17 protein-coding genes are annotated in these 20,082 nt (G+C 69.8%); 9 read left to right on the forward strand and 8 right to left on the reverse strand.

Going from position 1 to position 20,082, the window contains the following annotated elements; genetic code table 11:
* Positions 1–77 precede the first annotated feature (77 nt).
* Positions 78–653 carry a DUF4142 domain-containing protein gene (locus tag ABEA24_RS36675; protein WP_345437080.1) on the reverse strand — a complete coding sequence of 192 codons (576 nt, stop codon included), beginning with the start codon at positions 651–653 and terminating at the stop codon, positions 78–80.
* A 132-nt stretch (positions 654–785) separates the two neighbouring features.
* On the opposite strand from ABEA24_RS36675, the gene ABEA24_RS36680 reads away from it, so the two are divergent.
* The gene (locus tag ABEA24_RS36680; RefSeq protein WP_345437082.1) at positions 786–956 is read left to right on the forward strand and encodes a hypothetical protein; all 171 of its coding nucleotides are present in this window, start codon (positions 786–788) and stop codon (positions 954–956) included.
* Between the two features lie 44 nt (positions 957–1,000).
* On the opposite strand, the gene ABEA24_RS36685 is transcribed toward ABEA24_RS36680, so the two are convergent.
* Positions 1,001–2,233, reverse strand: coding sequence for an RNA-guided endonuclease InsQ/TnpB family protein (locus tag ABEA24_RS36685; protein WP_345437084.1), 1,233 nt, complete (start codon positions 2,231–2,233; stop codon positions 1,001–1,003).
* A 196-nt stretch (positions 2,234–2,429) separates the two neighbouring features.
* On the opposite strand from ABEA24_RS36685, the gene ABEA24_RS36690 reads away from it, so the two are divergent.
* Positions 2,430–3,047: a class I SAM-dependent methyltransferase gene (locus tag ABEA24_RS36690; RefSeq protein ID WP_345437086.1), complete on the forward strand. Its 618-nt coding sequence runs from the start codon at positions 2,430–2,432 to the stop codon at positions 3,045–3,047.
* 90 nt (positions 3,048–3,137) lie between these two features.
* Here ABEA24_RS36690 and ABEA24_RS36695 read toward each other — a convergent pair whose 3' ends face one another.
* Complete coding sequence (locus ABEA24_RS36695; RefSeq protein WP_345437088.1) at positions 3,138–4,139, reverse strand: zinc-dependent alcohol dehydrogenase family protein; 1,002 nt, start codon at positions 4,137–4,139, stop codon at positions 3,138–3,140.
* 729 nt (positions 4,140–4,868) lie between these two features.
* Here ABEA24_RS36695 and ABEA24_RS36700 point away from each other — a divergent pair.
* From ABEA24_RS36700 to ABEA24_RS36720, 6 genes are all read left to right on the forward strand, one after another.
* On the forward strand, positions 4,869–5,930 hold the full coding sequence (locus ABEA24_RS36700; RefSeq protein ID WP_345437090.1) for a hypothetical protein: 1,062 nt from the start codon (positions 4,869–4,871) through the stop codon (positions 5,928–5,930).
* A gap of 175 nt (positions 5,931–6,105) precedes the next feature.
* A complete protein-coding gene (locus tag ABEA24_RS36705) occupies positions 6,106–6,918 on the forward strand; it encodes a hypothetical protein (RefSeq protein WP_345437092.1) in 813 nt (270 codons plus the stop codon).
* Positions 6,919–6,966: 48 nt separating this feature from the next.
* Complete coding sequence (locus tag ABEA24_RS36710) at positions 6,967–9,744, forward strand: helicase HerA domain-containing protein (RefSeq protein WP_345437094.1); 2,778 nt, start codon at positions 6,967–6,969, stop codon at positions 9,742–9,744.
* On the forward strand, positions 9,741–11,552 hold the full coding sequence (locus tag ABEA24_RS36715; RefSeq protein WP_345437096.1) for a C2 family cysteine protease: 1,812 nt from the start codon (positions 9,741–9,743) through the stop codon (positions 11,550–11,552). Before ABEA24_RS36710 ends, ABEA24_RS36715 begins: the two co-directional genes overlap by 4 nt.
* Positions 11,471–11,809, forward strand: a complete 339-nt coding sequence (locus ABEA24_RS53790; RefSeq protein ID WP_425551283.1) for a DUF6406 domain-containing protein — start codon at positions 11,471–11,473, stop codon at positions 11,807–11,809. The genes ABEA24_RS36715 and ABEA24_RS53790 overlap by 82 nt, the downstream gene beginning before the upstream one ends.
* 150 nt (positions 11,810–11,959) lie before the next feature.
* Entirely contained in the window at positions 11,960–12,436 is a 477-nt protein-coding gene (locus tag ABEA24_RS36720) for a VOC family protein (RefSeq protein WP_345437098.1), read from the forward strand.
* 131 nt (positions 12,437–12,567) lie between these two features.
* Here the strand turns inward: ABEA24_RS36720 and ABEA24_RS36725 are convergent, their stop codons facing one another.
* Both ABEA24_RS36725 and ABEA24_RS36730 read right to left on the reverse strand, forming a co-directional pair.
* Positions 12,568–14,802, reverse strand: a complete 2,235-nt coding sequence (locus tag ABEA24_RS36725) for a SpoIIE family protein phosphatase (protein WP_345437100.1) — start codon at positions 14,800–14,802, stop codon at positions 12,568–12,570.
* A gap of 99 nt (positions 14,803–14,901) precedes the next feature.
* Positions 14,902–15,603, reverse strand: coding sequence for an iron-dependent transcriptional repressor DtxR (locus tag ABEA24_RS36730; protein WP_345437102.1), 702 nt, complete (start codon positions 15,601–15,603; stop codon positions 14,902–14,904).
* A gap of 161 nt (positions 15,604–15,764) precedes the next feature.
* Between ABEA24_RS36730 and ABEA24_RS36735 the strand changes: the two genes are divergently transcribed.
* Entirely contained in the window at positions 15,765–16,412 is a 648-nt protein-coding gene (locus ABEA24_RS36735; RefSeq protein WP_345437104.1) for a UdgX family uracil-DNA binding protein, read from the forward strand.
* 38 nt (positions 16,413–16,450) lie between these two features.
* Here ABEA24_RS36735 and ABEA24_RS36740 read toward each other — a convergent pair whose 3' ends face one another.
* The 3 genes from ABEA24_RS36740 to pdxH all read right to left on the reverse strand — a co-directional run bounded on the left by ABEA24_RS36740 (position 16,451) and on the right by pdxH (position 19,958).
* The gene (locus tag ABEA24_RS36740) at positions 16,451–17,827 is read right to left on the reverse strand and encodes an FG-GAP-like repeat-containing protein (protein WP_345437106.1); all 1,377 of its coding nucleotides are present in this window, start codon (positions 17,825–17,827) and stop codon (positions 16,451–16,453) included.
* 161 nt (positions 17,828–17,988) lie between these two features.
* Positions 17,989–19,305, reverse strand: coding sequence for an MFS transporter (locus tag ABEA24_RS36745; RefSeq protein WP_345437108.1), 1,317 nt, complete (start codon positions 19,303–19,305; stop codon positions 17,989–17,991).
* Positions 19,302–19,958, reverse strand: a complete 657-nt coding sequence (gene pdxH, locus ABEA24_RS36750; protein ID WP_345437110.1) for a pyridoxamine 5'-phosphate oxidase — start codon at positions 19,956–19,958, stop codon at positions 19,302–19,304. Before pdxH ends, ABEA24_RS36745 begins: the two co-directional genes overlap by 4 nt.
* Between the last annotated feature and the right edge of the window lie 124 nt (positions 19,959–20,082).

A 20,082-nucleotide genomic window follows, 5' to 3' on the forward strand; every position in this document is an offset into this window, starting at 1 on the left:
TGGGCCGGGTGGCGGCCACGACCCGCTCACCGACTCCGCCCCGGAGAACGGTGAGCGCGCGAGGACCGGGTGGCCGATCAGCCGGAGGTCTGGGTCTTCCGCAGCATCGCCAGGTGCTTGCGCAGCTCGGGGAGGGCATTCTTGGCCAGGGCGATCACCCGGGTGGACGATCCCTGGGAGACCTGGGTCCGGGTGTCGGCGATGACCTTCCGGTGCCCGCTCACCATGGTGCTGAGGAAGTCCTGGTCGAAGGCCTTCCCCGATTCGTTCCGCAGCCGGTCGGCGGCGGCCGTGTCGGCGGGCGTGGGCGTCTTGGGCAAGGAGACCCCGAGGCGCTCGGCCAGGCGGGTCACCTTGCCGTCGAAGGCGGTGTGGTCGGTCACGAGCATCCGGCCGGCCGAGCGCACCTCCGAGGTCGCGCCCTTCTTCCCGGCCAGCTCGCCGACGTCGATCTCCGCAAGGTTGGCCTGATGGGCCTCTCGCAGCCAGGCGCGGTCCTGGGCGGACACCGGGGCCCGGGACGCCGGCGCGACCGTCACCGACGTCGGCCCCGCGGCACCGGCGCCGGACGCCGGGGCCACCGTGACGGTGACGGCCGCCGTGACGATCGCGGCCGCCGCCGGAAGCGCGCGCAGGTGCAGATGACGCCGCATGTCTCCCCCTGTCGGTAATCGTCGCATTACCACCTGTAATGTTCCTCGCCGTACCCGCGGATGAGCGGCGTCATGCAGCGCGGGGCTCCGCCGGGTTAGTCTGGTCCCGGGTCGGACCAGAGGAGAAAAAGCGTGAGTGGGGTCGTAACGCTCGCACTACTGGCGATCCTGCTGGCGTTCGTCGTCAGCCGCGTCGCGAAACGCGTCGGTCTCGGCATGTCCCGTGATCGCGTCATCGGGCTCATGGTCGTCTTCGTGATCGTGGCGCTCATGATGTGGACGCAGCACCAGGGCGGAAAGTGACCCGCTCCCCAGTCTGTAAGACTGGGGATTCAGTCCGTGCCGCTTCATGCGGCACCTCTGTGGCTTCCTGCTTCAACGGGCCTGCCACCCTGACCGGGTGGTCTTACCTGCCCTCCACCGGGACGGCTTGCGCCGTCCCGCCCACTGGCGTGGGAGGCGTTTAGCCTCTCCGCCCGTCCGGCGGCGAGGATGTTCTTGGCCGCGTTGACATCCCGGTCATGGACAGCCCCGCACGGGCAGGTCCATGAGCGGACGTTCAGCGGCATTGCCTCTTGCCGTGCCCCGCAGGTGGAGCACAGTTTGGAAGAGGGGAACCACCGGTTGATCCGGTGGAAGGTCCGTCCGTACAAGGCGGCCTTGTACTCCAGCATTGCGAGGAAGGATGACCAGCCGGCGTCGTGAACGCTCTTGGCTAGCCGGGTGCGCGCCAGTCCATTCACGGCCAGGTCTTCCACGTAGATCGCTTGGTTCTCGCGGATCAGCTCCGTGGAAAGCTGGTGATGGAACTCCCGGCGCGCGTCGGCGATCTTGACGTGCTGGCGGGCCACGGCCAGGCGAGCTTTGTCCCGGTTGTTCGATCCGGACTGTTTGCGGGCCAGCGCCCGCTGCAGCCGCTTGAGTTTCTTCTCCGCCCGGCACAGGAAACGCGGCGAGTCGACCTTCCGCCCGTCCGGTAGAACCGCGAAATGCCCCAATCCCAGGTCGATCCCGGTCTCGGCCTCGACCGGCGGGAGGGGCTGCTCGCCGACCTGGACCACGAAGGAGACAAAGTACCTCCCGGCCGCGTCCTTGACCACCATGACGCTGGACGGTTCGGCGGGCAGGGGCCGGGACCAGCGGACCGCCACGTCACCGATCTTCGGCAACCGCAATTTTCCACCAGGGGTAATGGCGAAGCGGGCGTTCTTGGTGAAGCGGATCGCCTGCCGGTTGTCCCTCCTGGACCGGAAGCGAGGCGCGGCCACCTTCGCTCCCCTCCGTGTCCCGCTCAGCGAGGCGAAGAAGTTGCGGTAGGCGGTGTTCAGGTCGGCCAGCGCCTGCTGCAGCACCACAGCCGAAACCTCACCCAGCCAGGCACGCTCGGAGGTCTTCTTCGCCTCGGTGATGACCCGCTTGGACAACTCCCCATCAGAGGGGTACGACAGCCCTGCCGCGTTGGCGTCCCGCCGTGCACGCAGCCCGTCGTTGAACACCACACGCGCACACCCGAACGCCTTGGCCAGCGCGACACGCTGCCCCGGAGTCGGGTCCAGACGATAGGCATACCGTAACTGCACAACACCGCACCCTACCGCGTCCCGTATCTTTGGCAGAGTGGTTTCGGAACTATGACGGGTCTGGACACGGCATTAGGCTTTACCTCCAGCCTGAAGGCTCGAGCAGTACGGATGAATCCGGAGGGCCCTCTCTGAACCCAAGATGCTCCTGAGACGTCATACCGCGTACGGAGCACTCTTCTGCCGGGAGACATCGATGCCACAAGCCAGCGCGCACGCTCTCAGCGAAGCCACCTGTCACCTGCGCAGGCTTGTGGATTTCGCCGAGCCTCGACCCGACGACACCTGCCTCGACCTCGATTGCGGTACCTCGGACGTTCTCAGCCCGTGGGTCCGCCATGTGACCAGCACGGACGCCGCGTCCGTACCCGATGGGCCGTTCACGCTCATCACCGCCCGCCTGACTCCCACGCCGGACACCGACCCCGTCGCCCTGGTCCGGCGGCTCCTCGGCGTCTGCGCCGGACGGCTCGTCATCGCCGACCTCGTACGGACCCGCGCCGGCGACAGCGGCCGCATCGAGCGCCTCCGCGACCCGGCCCGTACGACGACGCGCACGTTCGGCGATCTCATGGACCTGGTCCACGAGGCCGGGGGCGAGACGCGCCGGCTCGAGGTGTTCACGATCGAGCGTCCGGTCGAACCGTGGCTCGCCGATGTCGGGGACGGCGACCGGATCCGGCAGGAGCTGACCGCCGAGCTCGACGGCGGCCCGAAGACCGGAGCGCGCCCCCGCCTGATCGGCCGGGAGCTGTGGTTCACCCAGTCGTGGGCCTACGTCGCCGCCGCGCCCGCCGGCGCCGGCCGGAGGTGAACACCACTCCGACGCCGGTCAGCGATGGCCGGGAGAGAGCAGCACCGCCGCCCCGTCGCGGGCCGGACGTGAACAACACCCCGGCGGCGATCAGTGACCGCCTGGAGGGAGCAGCACCGCAGCTCCGTTGACCCGGTCGGCGGCCAGGTCCGCCAGCGCACGGTCCGCCTCGGTCAGGGGGTAGGGCGTGACCGTCACCTTGAGCCGCAGCCGATCGGCCAGCCGGAGGAACTCCTCACCGTCCGCACGCGTGTTGGCGGTCACACTGCGGAGCCGGCGCTCCTGGAAGAGGTCGGCCTGGTAGTTCAGCGCCGGGATGTCGGTGAGGTGGATGCCGGCGATGGCGAGCGTGCCGCCGCGGTCGAGGCGCTCGAGGGCGGCCGGGACGAGCTCGCCGGCGGGCGCGAAGATGATCGCCGAGTCGAGCGGCTCCGGGCTCGGGTCGAACGAGTCCTGCGCGGACGCCGCCCCCAGTTCGAGCGCCAGGGCGCGGGCCGCCGCCGCCCGCGTGAACACGTGGACCACGGCGCCCTCGGCGATGGCGACCTGCGCGGCCAGGTGCGCCGACCCGCCGAAACCCCAGATGCCGAGCCGCCCCGCGGGCGGCAACGCGGCGCTGCGCAGCGCGCGGTAGCCGATGATCCCGGCGCACAGCAGCGGCGCCAGCTCGACGTCGGCCCGGTCTCCTGGGAGCGGATAGATGTACGCCTCCGGTGCGACCGCGAACTCGGCGTACCCGCCGTGCGCGTCCCAGCCGGTGTAGACCGAGCGGGGACAGAGGTTCTCGTCGCCGCGGCGACAGTACTTGCACATCCCGCAGGTGCCGCGCAGCCACGCCACGCCGACCCGGTCGCCCGCGGCGAACCGTTCGCCCGGGGTCACGACCTCGCCGACGATCTCGTGGCCGGGCGTCACGCCGGGCAGGTGCGGTGGCAGGTCCCCTTCGGCGACGTGCAGGTCGGTCCGGCACACCCCGCAGGCACGCACCCGCAGGAGCACCTCCCCGGGCCCCGGCTCCGGAACCGGCCGGTCCACCGCCCGCAGGGGCTCGGTCCTGATCGGCCCGGGCTGCCGGACCTCCCACGCCAGCATGCCTCCACCTTAGAAACGCCGATGTGCCTCGTAAACGCCCCCCGCGGCCGTTGACACTCACCGCCTTACCCGTCACGGCCGGTACACCGCTTGTCTCGGTACCAGGTGGCCGACCCTCTGCTCCAGGACGGAGCGTCAATGAGCCGGCATCGAAATCCCACTCCGTGCCGCCGAGAGAACGCAGCGACAGAGCGGCCGGGTACGAAGGGAGGCCTCGGACGAAAGGCCGGAGGTCGCGGCGCTGCGGCAGGAAACGCGACAGGCCGGGAGCCTTTTGCGCGGCGAGTTCTCGGGCCTGTTGAGCGGGCCGGTCGCTGGGGGCGCGACATGGGGAAGCAACACCGATTCCCGTCCGGGTTCACGGCCGTACGTTGCCTATACCTTGATGCGGCTCCGCTTCATTGCCTTCGGCTTCGACCAACGCTGCCCGTGGCTTTGGCGGCGGTGACACGCTACACTCGCAGCCCTTGAGTTTCTCTCTGACGGGGATCCGGTGGCCGAGTCAGGTCACTTCTGTGAGGTGTAGAGAAACGGTCTTTAAGATATACGGTTCGGGGGCAGCCGAAGCTAATGGACACCTGCTATCAGTGCGGTTCCCCGACAGCCACCTCCATGGCATCATGCTCGCAGTGCGGAGTCGCGGTCTTGCAGTCCACCGCATCGGCAGTGGCCCGTAGCGGCACGGGAACGACGGGTTCAGTCGGCGCTGATCGGCCGACCGATTCATCGGTGCCGACGCTGATGCCGGGTCCGGAGTTGACCGTGCCGACCCTGCAGGGCAAAGACGGCATGGCCCTTCGCAGGCCGAGCCGGCGAATGCTGGCCATTATCGGCATCGTATTGGTCGCCGTCGTCGGCGGCGCAATCGGAGTGTCGGTGGTGTTCGCGCCACCGACGCCCGCGTCGACCGTACAGGCTTATTTCCATCATCTCGCCGAAGGGGATACGGCCGCCGCGTTCAAACTCGTGGCGCATGACGCCGGTGACGACCTGACCGGAAGTCCGTTGCTCGTCCCCAAGGCGGTCGCTGACGCACGTACCCGGCCGAGTCACGCGCGGATATTGAGAACCGAGTCGAGGACCGCGTCGACTGGGCAGGAAATCGACGTCGTCCAGGTCTCATACAAGCTCGGCCATGAAACGGTCACACAGAGCATCATGGTCACCCGGGCGTCCGGCGGTGGTTCCACCTATCTCCTCCAGTCGCCGTTCCTCGTGATAGGCCTGCAGTCGGTGGCCGGGAGGCCCGTCACGATCAATGGCATTGACGTGGGCAGCGACGATTCCGACGAGCTCTACGCGTTTCCCGGTGTCTACACCGCGACGGCGCGGGGCGGTGCCCTGATCGACGGCTCCACACGAAGCGGCGTGATCGATAGCGGCGAGGTGACCGGTCAACCGATCATCACGTTCGACTTCGCGGCGCCGACGCTGGCGCCGGGCGCGGACGCCGCCGTCCAGACCAAGGTCAAAGAACACATCGACGTGTGTGCGCGGAGCACGGAAGACAGCCCGGACAACTGCCCGTTCAGCGTGTACATCTTCGGGTCCGAGCTGTCGGTGAAATGGTCGATCACCACTTATCCGACCGTCGCCGTAACCCCTGGGTACGACCCCTCCTCTGGACAGCATGTCGATTTCTCCTCCCAGACCGACGGAGTGGCCCACTACGTGGCCACCTACTCCGACTACGACGGCAAAAAGCAGACTGAGACGGGGGACCGGAGCTTCAGCGTTCAGGGCTCCGCCGCAGCGTCCAGCAACGACATCACCGTGAACTTCGGCTGGTGAGAGGCGGCGCGCCGCCCGTCCCGCAGAAACCCGAGATCGCCTGACCGTACTGAGATGAGGAGGGTCCGTGAACGCTGAAGCGGGATCGACGAATGGGGCCGGAGGTGGCTTCGCCGCAGCGGGGCCGGGAGGCGGTGACATCGCCTACCGCACCCAGTCGCTGAAATTCGTTCCCATGGAGCTCTCCCTCGACGAGTCGGTGTCGTGGAGGGCGCTCTACTCACTGGCGATGAGGGCTGCCGTCATCTCCCTGATGTTGTTCTCGCTCTTCATCCTCCTTGGAGTTTTCAGCCTTTTCCTGGGAACTGCTTCTGGGCTCGAGACGCTGGCCGTGCTCGGATTCTTCATCTCCGGATGCGTGTACTGGCTGGTCCTGCTTCTCTCGCAGTCAGGGGAGCCGATCGCGGAGTGGCGGACTCTTCTCGAGAACAACGCGCCTGCGGCGGCGTCGTCGTATGCGGCGATTTATGGTTCCCTTGCTCGTAGGCGCATTCCGGTGCATGCGGCCGCCATGCGGATTCGGAGTGACATCCTGAACCCCGAGGTGGTGAACAACCGCCTGGTCATCCCGGAGCGCTACTACGTCGCCTATGTATCGGTGTTCCCTTACGGCACCAGCCTTTACGTGGGATGGATGATGTGGCGAGTCAGACGCGGCTATCAACTGATCGGGATCTTCATCAAGGACGTGATCGGCGGCATCTTCGGGCGATCGGGCTCTGTCGGCCAGATGCTGCGGACCGAGAAGGTACGGGCGATGCGTGAGGCCGTGCATTCGGCGGTCCGCGAGGGTGTGGAGGTCGCCGTCCAGGGCGTCGAGGTGCCGATCGCCTCGACCTTCGGCAGGGATCTGCCGATCCAGGACATGCACCTGACCGTGGGACAGGCCGCCCCGTCCCCCGTGGCCGAGGGATGGAACCCCGCCGCCGGGGCGCCGTCCCCGTCCCCGTCCCCGATCCTCCCCAATGATGGGAGCGTCCGGAATTGACGGTTGAGAAACGATCGCGTCGGCCTGCTCATCGCCCCTTCGGCGTCCATGGCTGATGGGGTCCTGTCGGCCGCAGACGCGCGCGGGTCATGGGCCTGGGTCGGGATACGGGTCGAGGCGGCAGCCGACCTGACCGAGACGCGGGAGTACGCCGACCTTTCCGAGCCCGAACGGCTCGCGAAGGCCGTCGGAGCCGAGACCGCCTGGTTGGCGGGGCAGTGGGACGCCGCGTACGAGACCCGTGTCGAACTGCGCTACCTCATGGATCCGGCGAGCCGGCGGCTGTCCTGTGCCGTGCTCGGCCGGGTGCACGGCTCCGACCACCAGCAGACCGTGTCGGCCGCCCAGCGGCTACGCGGCCGGCTGTCCGAGCTCCCCCGCCATGTGCACGCGAGCGAGATCACCGATACCGCCGAGATGAACACCTGGCTGGCACCATTCCGACCGGCACCGGACGGGGTGGCGGAGATCCGCAAGCGGATCCGCGTGGGCGTACCGAACCGCCCGGACGCCGGCGTCGAGTACTACGTGGCGGTCGAACCGTTCACGGTCGCCGCGCCCTCGTGGGAGCCCTTGTGGCAGGCGCTGACCGCCCACCCCGACCCGGTTCTGCTCACCGTGGGGCTGGCGCCGTACCCGGGGTCCGCAGACCTCGCGACGCAGCTGGACATGCTCGCCACGCAGTACGGCAGGCTCGCCCGTCCCGGCAAGATGCCGGACGGCCTGTGGTCCTCCGGAGTCGAACTGGCGCCGGACGCCTTCGCGGTGGACGCCGAGCGGCTTTACGCCGACGCGGCGCGCCGCTACAGAGCGCGGACATTCCGGTCGCGCATCGCTCTGGCATCGCCGGCGCACCTGCCCGAGTCCCTCGCCGAACTGGTCGCCGCCACGATCTCCCCACCGCAGCGGCCGAGCGAACGGTCCGCGCTGACCGAGACGTTCCCGGGAGCGCCGCACATCGTGGTCCGGCCACGGCCGGACGAGCTCGACACCGCATGGCGGAACGTCACGACGCTCGACCACCTCCGGTGGGACGCGCGATACGCCGAGAGCCTGCCCCTGGCCCCGCCCCCGGTCGTACGGCTGCTGGCCGAGCTCGCCGACCCACGCGAGGCATGCTCGGCGATACGGCTTCCGCTGGCCGTGCATGGGCATGTGCCCGGATTCCCGGTACGGCGTCCGGGGCTGGCGGGTGAAGCCGACTACCATCCAGCCGGCCCGTCTCTGGAGTTGGGACGTCAACTGGTGGCCGACAGACTCGCCGGGCCGCTGGGGATCGAACTGTCCGAGCTGACCCGTCACGCCCTGCTCGTCGGTACCACGGGATCGGGAAAGACCAACAGCGCGCTGGCGTTCTGCGAACAGTTGTGGCGCGACCACCGGGTGCCGTTCCTCGCGCTCGAACCGGTCAACACCACGCTCGACGACTACCGGTGGCTGGCCACCCGCCCCGGACTCGAAGACCTGGTCGTCTTCACGGTCGGCAACGAAGACGTCGCACCCTTCCGGCTCAATCCGTTCGAGGTGCCGTCAGGCGTCCGGATCGGCAGCCATATCGCCGGTCTCCTCGCCTGTTTCGACGCGGCCTTCGGGTTGTGGGACCCGCTTCCAGCGATCTACAACAGGGCACTCCGGGAGACGTACGCTCGCCGCGGTATCGTCGCCACCGACCGGGCCGACGACCGGCACCGAGGCAACTGGCCGACCCTGACCGACTTCGTCGCCCGGATGCGGGAGCAGACCGAACGTCTCGACTACTCCGGAGATGTCCGGTCCAACATCATCGCCGCCTCCAGCCTACGAGCCGAATCGCTGGCCGAAGGGGCCTGTGCGAGCACCCTGGACTGCGCCGTCTCCTATCCGATCGACGAGCTGCTCCGCCGGCCCGTCGTCATCGAACTCGCCGAGGTCGGCGACAACGAGAAGGAACAGTCGCTGCTCACCGCGCTGATCCTGCAAACGATGACCGAGTACTACAAGGCGAGCCGGAAAGGCGGCGAGCTCTCCCACGTCACAGTGGTGGAGGAGGCCCATCGGCTGCTCGGGCGGTCGGCGCCGCTCGGAGACGCGAAGGAAGGAAACGCCCAGGCGCGGGCCGCGCAGGCATTCGCGAACACGCTCGCGGAGAACCGCAAGTACGGCGAGGCACTCGTCATCGTCGAGCAGGTTCCGGGGAAGCTCGTCGAGGACGCCTACAAGAACACCAACCTGAAGGTGATGCACCGGCTTCCCGCCGAAGACGATCGCCGGCTGATCGGCGCTACCATGCGCTTCTCCGACGACCAGGAACGCTACGCCTCCACCCTCGCGCCGTTCACCGCCTTCGCCTACCACGACGGCCTCGACCGGCCGGCGTTGATCCAGGTCCCCAACGTCCGGGCCCAGGCGGCCGACGCCGCCGGGGCGGACCGTGCGCCGCTCGCGACCGACGACGAGCTGGCCGACCGGTTCCGCGGGCTGGCGACCAGGAACTCCCAGGTGGACGCGGCCCTCGCGCCGTTCCCCGAATGCGCGGGCTGCGAACATCGCTGTGCCTTCCGGTCGCGCGCCGCAACCGCCGTACGGCCTGAACACGCCACCGACCTCAAGACCCGCGTCAAGGACTACCCCGACACCGTTGCGGCGCAGAGCCACTGGTGGCAGGAGACCATCACGTGGACGCACCGGATCGCCGATGCCGTCCCCCTCGCCGCGGCGACCGACCATGAGCACCGTGACTACGAAGCCTGCGTGTTCGTGCACATCGCCCGGGACGCCTGGCGGCGCGACGTCCTGCCGTGGACCCGGCTCTACCGGCAGCACTGGGCGAGGGCGGAAACCGGATGAGGGAACAAGACGACAAGCCACCGCCGCCGGCACCAGAGAGCCCGGAAGCGGGTGAGGGGCAGGAGGAGTCGGCGCCTCCTCCCGAGCCGGCCGACCCGCCGGGGAGGGAAGGTCAGGGGCCCGCCGTCGATGACGAGACGCCTGTCGGTGCCGAAGATGGTTCGAACGACGAATCCGGCGGTTTCGAGAACGCGGGCCCAGGCGGTATCCCCCCTCACGGCCGTGAAATCGAGCAGCAACCCGAGCCCCGCATGAGCCAGGCGGAGCAGCAGGATGAGGTCGCGCCGGCGATTCCCGAACCGGTGGACGGCGAGACGCGTCCTGCGGGCCCGCAGGCCGAAGATCATGAGTCGTCCGATGCGCGGAACGCGTTGAGCCTGGACGAGCAGCGTGATCTGACGTCGTCTACCGGCAGCGCCGCAGATGCCATAGAGGAGGCGGAGCCGGACGAGCTCTCAAGCGAGTCGACCACCCGCACCGCCGAGGACGACGCGGCTCCGCCGCCTACCCCGCCTGTCGATGAGCCCGGTGAACCACCGGCGTCCCCAGAATCCGACCCGCCAGAGAACGCCGCCTTTGACCACGGGGCTACACGCACCGCAGAACAACCCGACGAGCCTGATGACACGGCAGAAGCCACGGCCCTTCCACCCGACGCCGGCGGGGCCGACGGCAGCGAGTCGAAGGGCAGATCTGCAACCGGCGAGACCGAGGTTCTTCCGGAAACGCTGGACTCGACTTTCGGCAACCGCGCGGAGGCAGGAAATGGACTGTCTGGCGCTGGGGTCTCCGACGATAATGTCCGAGTCGGCAACCGTGACGACAGTGCGGTCGAGCGCGGCTTTTTGACGAACCTGAAGCGAGCCTTCGGCGCCGAGCAACGTGACCACCGAACGGAACTGGCCGAGGTGGTCGGCCGGCCCGACTTCCAGGATCCGCACGAGGACCCGCGGCTGGTTCCCGAGCGCTACGACACACCTCTTGAACGCACGGACGGCACACGGACTCCGCTGTTCAATGGCGAACCAACACGAGAGCAGACAAAGCAGGGCGATCTCGGCGATTGCGGGATAATCGCCACGCTCGGCGCCGTTGCCTCCCACCGGCCAGAGGCAATACGCGATTGCGTCCGCGAAACCGATGACGGCAACTACAAGGTACGGCTCCACGAGGCCAAGTACTCGGCATCGCGCATGCGTTACGAGCCGACGGGACGACCGATCACTCTGACCGTGACACCCGATCTCCCCGTGCATTCCGACGAGCCGGGCAAGCCCGCCTTCGCCGACTCGACCACGACCGGGGCCGCTTGGGCTCCGGTCCTGGAGAAGGCGATCGCCGGCACCGATCAGACCTGGAACGACGGACGGCGACGACAGTGGGCGGATCGCTGGGACGTACAAGGTGATGGCGGCGACGCGCCACAGGGATATGTGCGCCTTAACCAGGGCAGCAACCCCAGCGACCGCGCCGAACTGCTCACCCAGCTCACCGGCCAACCCGCGAGGCCATGGGAATTCCCCACCGGCTATGACCACAAGGGACGAAGCCCGGACCGTCAGCTTCTCGACGACTTTCGCGAACAACTCGTAGAAAATAAACCAATCTTGGTCGGCACCCGAGACCTGCGCACCGGCGAGAATCGCTTGCCGCATAAGCTTCACCACTGCCATGCTTACGAGGTGACGGGCATAGACGATAGCGGGAGGATCCGTCTACGCAACCCATGGAATTCCCAGCATCCCGAGATGATGACGGCCAAAGAGTTCAGGGACTCGATGAGGCCCAGATACACAACATTGGATTAGTCGTGACGCCAACTGAAATTTTTTTGAAACACGGCAGGCAGCGAAACACTTCGATCGGCAGCTTTGGCGTCTTCAATGCCGTCGCTCTTCCAGATGGATCGGCGGAAGTCTATCTTGCGGTAACGTCGGACAAAGAGGACGAATATACTCTCCATGTCGGTGACACCTTCCGAGTCAGTGACCAGATCTGGAAGCTGGACCGAGTCGAGGGTCTAGGGAGTCGTGACTGGACCGTCGTACTGACCAGAGTCGACTGAACGGTCGTCGGAGATGCGTGATGCTTGTGGCGCGCACCACGCTCGGGGCCTGCTCAACTCCTCAGTCGCCGTCCGACGTGTCGGGCGGCGGCGGCACACCTCGCACACTGGTTTCCGTAAAGTCACGTCTACTCGGATCGGAGTCCTCCCATGACAGATGACCGCGGGCCCTCGCCCGTCCGCCAGCTCCGCCTGGTCGTCGAGGCCGAGGACTACGAGGCCGCGCTCGCCTTCTACCGCGACGCGCTGGGCCTCCCCGAGCAGGCGGCCTTCTCCAGCGACGAGGACGCCCGCGTCGTGATCCTGGACGTCGGCCGGGCCACCCTGGAGATCGCGAACCCGGCCCACAAGCGGTACATCGACGACGTCGAGGTAGGTCGTCAGGTCGCGCCCAAGATCCGGGTCGCGTTCGAGGTCGACGACGCTCAGGCCACGACCGATCGGCTGGTGTCCGCCGGCGCCGAGCAGGTGGCCCCGCCCACGCTGACCCCCTGGCAGTCGCTGAACGCGCGCCTCGACGCCGCGGCCGGCCTGCACATCACGGTATTCCAAGAGACGCTCACCGACGACGAACGCCGGTCGCTGAACGGCTTCGGAACGGAGACGGGGACGTCAACCGACGGCTGATCGGGGGCGACGCCCCCGCTTTGCCGCCGCCGTTGACAGCTTGCCGCCGAGGTGGACGCGCCGTTGCCCGGCTTGTCGCCTTTGCGCGTCAACAGCGGCGGCAAGGAGCTTCCGTGCGGCTCTGGCCCGCCTCAGGACTTGAGGGAGATCTCGAACCACACTGCCTTGCCATCGCTAGTCGGGCGGGAGCCCCACCGGGCGGCGAGCTGGTCGACGAGGTAGAGGCCACGGCCGCCTTCGTCGGTCTCCCCGGCGCTCCTGATGCGGGGCAGGCGCATGTCCTTGTCCAGCACCTCGACCCAGACGGCCTTCTCGCCTCGCCGCAGCCGGAGCGTGAACTCCTTGGTGACGGGCTCGCGGCGGCTCAGGTCGGGCAGCTCCCACGGGTCGTCGAAACCGCCCGGGCCGTCGAGGCCCAGCGCGCCCTCCAGCACGAACTCGCGGCGCGGGGCCGGGGTGTTGGCCGCGTGCAGGACGACGTTGGTGACCACCTCGGAGACCAGCAGGCAGGCCAGCTCGGACTGCTCGTCCAGCATGCCCCAGTCGGCGAACGTCTCGGCGGCCAGCCGGCGCGCCTCCGACACCATGATCGGCTCGGCGGGGAACCTGCGCTCCTCGACGTGCAGCCGGGTCGGCGAGGTGCGGACGACGACGATGGCCACGTCGTCGTCGATGTCTCCGGGGACGGCCTCGAACGCCGCGTTGGCGATCGACTCGACGTCGCCGCGGGCCGCTTTGCGAACAGCCTGGTACAGCAGCTCGCGCGCCTGCTCCCGGCTGTGGTGGTCGCCGTCCTCCTTGGGCCGGCGCTCGATCAGCCCGTCGGTGTAGAGGACCAGCGTGCTGCCGGGCGGCAGCTCGCGGGTCTCCTCTTCGTACCGGATGTCGCCGCCCACGCCCGGCTGGCGGACGCCGAGCATGGCGCCCCTGCCGCTGGCCTCCAGCTCGCCGACCTCGCCGTCGAGCACGAGCAGCGGCGGCTGGTGCCCCGCGTTGGCGAAGGAGAGGTGGCGGGACCAGGCGTCGTACACGAAGTACGTGACGGAGACGAGCGGCGTCTCCTGACCGTTCGGCGTGGCGCCGTTGGCGTACTGGACCGGGGTGCTCATCGTGCGCACCCACTCGTCCAGTTTGAGGAGGATGTCGGCCGGCGGCTTGTCGTCCTGCGCGAACGCGCGCAGTGCCGCCCGAAGCTGCCCCATGACGGCGGCGGCGCGGGCGCCCCGGCCCTCGACGTCGCCGATGACCAGGCCGACCCGGCCCGCCGACAGCGGGATCACGTCGTACCAGTCGCCGCCGACCTGCGTCTGGATGCCCTGGCCGTGCGACTCCAGCGGACGGGCCGGTTCGTACCGCCAGGCGATCTCCAGCCCGTCGAGGGGCGGCGGCCGGTCGCCCGGCAGGAGCTGCTTCTGGAAGGCCAGGGCGGTCTCGCGCTCCTCCTCGAACAGCATGGCGTTGTCGATCGCCAGCGCCACGCGGCTCGCGATGGCGCCCATGAGGTCGCGGTCGAATCCGTCGTAGTGCGGGTCGGGCCGCACGGTGACGCCGGACAGGGCCAGGCTCATCACGCCGAGCAGTTCCCCGCGCGCCAGCAAGGGCGCCGCGATGATCGAGGTCACGCCGACCTCCTCGCCGAGCCGCTTGCTCGCCGGGGTCGGCGCCTTCATCCGATCGGAGACGACGTTGTCGACCAGGACCGCGTCGCGGCGCGTCATCGCCTTCGCGCAGAAGTGACCGGGCGGGTACTCGACGGTGTCGCCGATCTCCCGCCAGGTGCCCGGCGGCGGGGTCCAGTCACCGGCGTGCCGGGAGACCCGCCGGACGAGCTGGTCGCCGCTGAACAGGTCGATGAAGCAGTGATCGGCGAACTGGGGGACGAGGGTGTCGGCGACCCGGCGCAGGGTCTGCTGCAGCTCCAGCGAGCCGGCCAGCCGCTCGCCGATCCGCTCGAGCAGGCCGTAGCGGTCCTGGTCGCGCTGGTTGCTGCGCAGCGCCTCCCGGCCGAAGATGACCAGGCCCTCGACGCTGCCGGAGGGGTGACGCAGGGGCACGGCGTACGCCCGGGTGTAGACGGTGCTGCCGTCGGCCCGGACGTTGCAGAAGGTCCCCTCCCACACCGCGCCGCGCAGGACGCGCCGGGCCAGGTCCTTGGCCTGCTCGTGGTCCTCTTCGGCGACGCCGAGGGACAGCCACGACCGGCCGATGTACTCCGGGCCACCGAATCCGAGGAGGGTCTCGGTGAAGGGGTTGGTATAGATGACGTTGCCGTACCGGTCGCAGACGATGACCGCCATCTCCATGGCGTCCAGCACGGTCTTCGGCGGCAGTAGCGCGTCGACGTGCGTATCACGCCGGCGCGTCATGGGCCTGTCACCTTGCGATCACTCACTCGGCCCCCCGGACATCGTCCCCCCGTATTATTGAACGACGAACGCCGCGCCGGGATACGTGGAACCGGCAACTCAGCGCTTCGACACGAAGACGTGAGAGGCCACACGGCGCGGGATCTCGGCGGACGGGCTGTCGGCTTCGTCGTCACGCGTCACTCGGATACCGTCGTCGCCGGCCGCAAGCGTCACCTCTCGTCCCGGTTGAATCCCGATCTGTTTGAGTTGGACCATCAGCGCGCGATCGCCCTGGACCTGCTCGCTGATCCGCTGCACGACCACGGGGACCCCGCTCTCGGTCGCGACATCGGTCATGAGCGCCAGCGGCTCCCCCTCCGGTGCCTCGGCGGCGCCGCCGAGTTCGACCAGGCCGGGGATCGGATTGCCGTGCGGGCAGGTCGACGGGCCGTCGAGCAGCGCGACGATGCGCCGCTCGACCTCCTCCGACATCACGTGCTCCCACCGGCAGGCCTCGACGTGGACGTCCTCCCACGGCAGGCCGATGACGTTGACGAGCAGGCATTCGGCGAGCCGGTGCTTGCGCATGACCCGTACGGCCAGGGAGCGGCCGGTGCCGGTGAGCTCCAGGTGACGGTCGCCCTCGACCCGGACCAGACCGTCCCGCTCCATCCGCGCGACCGTCTGGCTGACCGTGGGGCCGCTCTGCGACAACCGCTCGGCGATGCGCGCGCGAAGCGGGACGATGCCCTCTTCTTCGAGCTCGAAGATCGTACGGAGATACATCTCCGTGGTGTCGATCAAGCCGTGTGCGGTCAAGGCTTCCTCCAGTCTCGCCCCATGCTACGGCGGATCAGCGACGGTTGGGCAACCGAAAAGGGCAGGGGGCGATCCTCGTGTCCTTATTCTTGGAACGTCCCGCGCGGACCCGCTCTTCCCAGCGGGTGCGGACGCCCCGCCCTGGGTAGATTGAGCGCGCGATGACACGTTTCGAAGGTGCCGAACACTACGTCCCGGCCGGGGCGGATCTCGACGGGCTGCGCCGCGCCGTGCAGGACTGCCACGGCTGCGACCTGTACGAGCCCGCCACCCAGGCCGTGCTCGGATCGGGCGGCCCGGCCGCGCGGGTGGTGCTGGTCGGCGAACAGCCCGGTGACCAGGAGGACCGCCAGGGCGCGCCGTTCGTGGGCCCGGCGGGCCGGCTGCTGGACAAGGCCCTCGCCGAGGCGGGGATCGAGCGCGGTGACGCCTACGTCACCAACTCCGTCAAGCACTTCCGGTTCAGCCAGTCGGGGCCGGGCAAGCGCCGCATCCACCAGACGCCGGACGCCGCGCACATCTCGGCGTGCAGGCCCTGGCTCACCGCCGAGCTGCGGATCATCGACCCCGAGGTGATCGTGGTGCTCGGCGCGACGGCGGGCAAGGCGCTCCTCGGCCCGTCCTTCCGGGTGACGAAGCAGCGCGGCCAGCTGATCCCGCGCCCGCCGCTGGACGACGAGTCGGCCACGCAGAACGGCTTCTTCGTCGCGACCGTCCATCCGTCGGCCGTGCTGCGCGCCGACGACCGCGACGCGGCGTACGCCGGCCTGGTCTCGGACCTCAAGGTCGCCGCCGAGGTCCTCCACTAGGGTCGCGCTCTAGTGCAGGACGCTGCTCCGCTGGGCGGTCAGCCCGCGACGGACGCGCCGAAGGCGGCCTTGGCGGCGGACACGCCGGCGGACTTGCCGCCGAAGACCGTCATGCCCGCGATGCCCTGGCCCGGGTAGATCGAGACGCCGCCGTCGCCGCCGTTCTCGCCGGGGGTGCCGACGGCCAGGTCGAGCCTCGTGTCGCCGTCGAGATCGGCGAGCGAGAGCGCCCCGCCGTACCGGTCGCCGGTCTCCGCGACGCCCGGCACGCCCTCGGTGTTCTGGCTGAACGACGAGGAGCCGGAGCCCAGCTTCCAGTGCGCGTTCCCGCGCAGGACGGTCACGGCACCGGCGTTCCGGCGCTTGCCGATGTCCTCGCCCGGAGCGCCGACCACCACCTCGGCGCGCCCGTCGCCGTCGACGTCGCGCGCGGCGACCGCGGCGCCGAACTCGTCGCCCTTCTCCCCAGCGCCGGGAACGCCGCTGGAGTCCTGGGAGAACGCCCGGGGGTGCCCGAGGTCGCCGCCGGGGTAGATCTTCACGAGCCCGCCGTGGGATCCCGCGGGGTCGCCCGCGACGACGTCCCCGCGGCGATCGCCGTTGACGTCGGCGATCGCCAGGCCGCCGGTGGACCCGACGCTCGCCGTGCCGGACGCCGCCCGCAGCCCGGTCTTCGATCCATGGAGGAGACGCAGGCGGCCGTCGGCGTTCCACGCCGCGTCGGCGTACCCGTCGCCGTTCACGTCACCGGCGGCCAGGGCGACGTGCGCCGCGGTCCTGCCCTTGATCGTGGCCACGACCTTCGCGTCGCCGCTGGCGAACCCGATCACCAGGAGGGCGGAGTTCGTCGCCGCGAGGAGGTCGGGGTGCCCGTCGTGGTCGACGTCGCCGACCGCGAGGGCCCGTCCCGCCCCGCCGCCGGGGGTCAGGACCGCCCGCCGGCTCAGCCCGGACCGGCTCCCGGTGAAGATCTCGATCGTGCCGTGGCCGGGCGCGCCCACCGCCAGGTCGGCGTGCCCGTCACCGTCGAAGTCCGCGGTGGCGACCGCCGTGCCGAACGCGCCTCCCGCCCGGAGCGGGGCGAGGACCTGATGGCGCTTGACGTTCACGCCGCCGCGCGAGCCGTACACGACGGCCACCCTGCCGCCGCCGGACGCGCCCGGCGCCCCGATCGCCAGGTCTCCGTAACCGTCGCCGTCGACGTCGGCGACCCCCGGCGTACGGGCGGCGGCCTCCGCCGTACGGGCTGCGGCCCACGGCGCACGAGCAACGGCCTCCGACGTACGGGTCACGACCCCCGGCGTACGGCCGACGGTCCCCGGTGTGCGGGGGGCGGCGTGGGCGGGGGCCACGGTCAGGGTCGTGGGCAGGCCGATCAGGGCGAGCGTCATCGCCGCTCGCAGGCGTCGCTGCATGAAATCTCCGGGCGGGTACGGATGATCATGTGGGCGTTGCGAACGGTAGTGCGCCGGTCGCTCCGGGGCAATGCCCTGCCCCGGCGAGTTCCCGCCTGACCCCCGCTCTTCTGCCCTTCCCAGGGCCCGGGCCGGCCGCTGTGCCGTTACCAGGCCCTGGGCTACCGGTCCGTGGTGTAGCGGCGGAAGGACGGAACGGCCAGCCCGACGAGGACGACGAGGGCCGCGCAGGCGAGTCCGCCGCCGACCCAGGACGCGGTCGCGCCGACCGCCGCGCCCAGCGCCCCGGCGCGGAGATCTCCCAGCCGGGGACCGCCCGCGACGACGACCGTGAACACCCCCTGCAGGCGTCCCCGCATCTCGTCCGGGGCGTACGTCTGCAGGATCGTCTGCCGGAACACCGCCGACACGAGGTCCGCCGCGCCGCCGAGGGCGAGGAACAGGACGGCGAGCCACAGCGAATGCGCGAGTCCCGCCGCCGCCACGGCCAGGCCCCACGCCGCGATGACGGCGATCAGCGCGACGCCCTGGCGGCGGATCCGGCCGATCCAGCCGGACAGCAGGCCGCCGATGACGGCGCCGACGGCGATCGCCGCGATGAGCCAGCCCACGGCCTCCTCGCCGCCGAAGCGGGTCTCGGCGACCTCCGGGAACAGCGCCCTGGGCATGGCGACGGCCATCGCGATGATGTCGACGACGAACGACATCATCAGGACGGGGCGGGTGGCGAGGAAGCGCAGGCCCTCGATGACCGAGCGCAGTCCGGGCCGTCCCGTCTCGTCGCCCAGTGGCGGCATCGACGGCAGGCGGACGGTGGCGTACAGCCCGACCGTGAACAGCGTGGCGTCGATGCCGTACGCCATCGCGTAGCCGCCGTGCCCGATCACGACGCCGGCCAGCACGGGGCCGGCGAAGGTGGCCACCTGCGAGGCGGTGAAGTTCAGGGTGTTGGCCGCGGGGACCAGTTCGACCGGCAGCAGGCGCGGGATGACCGCGCCGCGGGTCGGCGAGGAGACGGCGACCCCGACCGCCTGCACCACGACCAGCCCGATGATCAGTGGAACGTTCCTGAGGTGGAGCAGCGCCTGGACCAGCAGGCCGAGGGTGGACGCCCACGTGATCAGGGACGCGAGGATGAGCAGCCGCCGGCGGTCCATCGCGTCGGCGACCGCGCCGCCCCACAGGCCGAAGACGATCAGCGGGATCAGGTTGGCCGGGCCGAGGAGCCCGACCCAGAACGAGGACTTCGTCAGGTCGTACACCTGGACGGAGATCGCCACCGAGGTGAGCGCGAAGCCGGCGAACGAGACGGCCTGCCCGATCCACAGCCGCCGGTACGCCGGCTCGCTCAGCGGGCGCGTGTCGATGGCGGCCCGTCGCGCCAGCGCGCCGAGGCGCATGGCACGCCGGGCCGGAGCCGGGTGATCGTCGGGGGCGGAGTGCAGGTCGGCAGACGGGGAATCGGGGTCGGGGCTCACGGACTAAGTCTCTCGGTGATCCATTCGCCCTCTTCGCCCGGGGCCGCGCGCCGGTAGCGGAGCCGGTCGTGCAGCCGGTCCGGGCGCCCCTGCCAGAACTCCATGCTCGCCGGGATCACCCGGTAGCCGCCCCAGAAGTCCGGGAGCGGCACCTCGTCCGGCCAGAGCTCCTCCAGCTCGGCGTAGCGGCGCTCCAGCTCGGCGCGGTCGGTGATGACCGCGGACTGGTTCTCGCTCGTCCAGGCGCCCAGCCGCGAGCCGTACGGCCGGGTCGCGAAGTACGCCGCCGACTCCTCGCGTGACAGGAGCTCGGCGGTCCCCTCCACGATCACCTGGCGGCGCAGCGGGTGCCACGGGAAGAGCAGGGCCACCCGGGGATCGGCGGCGATCGCCTGCGCCTTGCGGGAGCGGTGGTTGGTGAAGAAGCGGAAGCCGTCCGGCCCGTAGCCCTTCAGAAGCACGGTCCGCACGCTGGGCCGGCCGTCGGCATCGACGGTGCTCAGGACCATGGCGTTGGGCTCGGTCAGCCCCGCCCCGACGGCGTCGGTGAACCAGGTGCCGAACTGGGTCAGCGGGTCGGCCGCGAGGTCGCGGGCGTGCAGGCCCACGCCCATGTAGGACTCTCGGAAGGCTGCGACATCATGGTGCTCCACGACAGGACATCCTCTCGCGTGAGCCCATGGACGGCGCGACAAGGTCCCGCGAGAGTTGCCCAAACGGAAAGAATTGCGCATCTCACACCCCCCCGAGTACGGCTCGGCCCCCATGAAGCGGTTC

Origin of the sequence: Actinoallomurus vinaceus, assembly GCF_039542055.1 — a bacterium.
In the GTDB taxonomy this organism is placed as follows: domain Bacteria; phylum Actinomycetota; class Actinomycetes; order Streptosporangiales; family Streptosporangiaceae; genus Actinoallomurus; species Actinoallomurus vinaceus.

Excerpts from the sequence above, each read along its gene's own strand:
- ABEA24_RS53790 (WP_425551283.1), top strand. The coding sequence starts at position 11,471 with ATGGAATTCCCAGCATCCCGAGATGATGACGGCCAAAGAGTTCAGGGA.
- ABEA24_RS36740 (WP_345437106.1), bottom strand. The coding sequence starts at position 17,827 with ATGCAGCGACGCCTGCGAGCGGCGATGACGCTCGCCCTGATCGGCCTG.
- ABEA24_RS36715 (WP_345437096.1), top strand. The coding sequence starts at position 9,741 with ATGAGGGAACAAGACGACAAGCCACCGCCGCCGGCACCAGAGAGCCCG.
- ABEA24_RS36675 (WP_345437080.1), bottom strand. The coding sequence starts at position 653 with ATGCGGCGTCATCTGCACCTGCGCGCGCTTCCGGCGGCGGCCGCGATC.
- ABEA24_RS36690 (WP_345437086.1), top strand. The coding sequence starts at position 2,430 with ATGCCACAAGCCAGCGCGCACGCTCTCAGCGAAGCCACCTGTCACCTG.
- ABEA24_RS36735 (WP_345437104.1), top strand. The coding sequence starts at position 15,765 with ATGACACGTTTCGAAGGTGCCGAACACTACGTCCCGGCCGGGGCGGAT.
- ABEA24_RS36710 (WP_345437094.1), top strand. The coding sequence starts at position 6,967 with ATGGCTGATGGGGTCCTGTCGGCCGCAGACGCGCGCGGGTCATGGGCC.
- ABEA24_RS36705 (WP_345437092.1), top strand. The coding sequence starts at position 6,106 with ATGGAGCTCTCCCTCGACGAGTCGGTGTCGTGGAGGGCGCTCTACTCA.
- ABEA24_RS36725 (WP_345437100.1), bottom strand. The coding sequence starts at position 14,802 with ATGACGCGCCGGCGTGATACGCACGTCGACGCGCTACTGCCGCCGAAG.
- ABEA24_RS36695 (WP_345437088.1), bottom strand. The coding sequence starts at position 4,139 with ATGCTGGCGTGGGAGGTCCGGCAGCCCGGGCCGATCAGGACCGAGCCC.
- ABEA24_RS36720 (WP_345437098.1), top strand. The coding sequence starts at position 11,960 with ATGACAGATGACCGCGGGCCCTCGCCCGTCCGCCAGCTCCGCCTGGTC.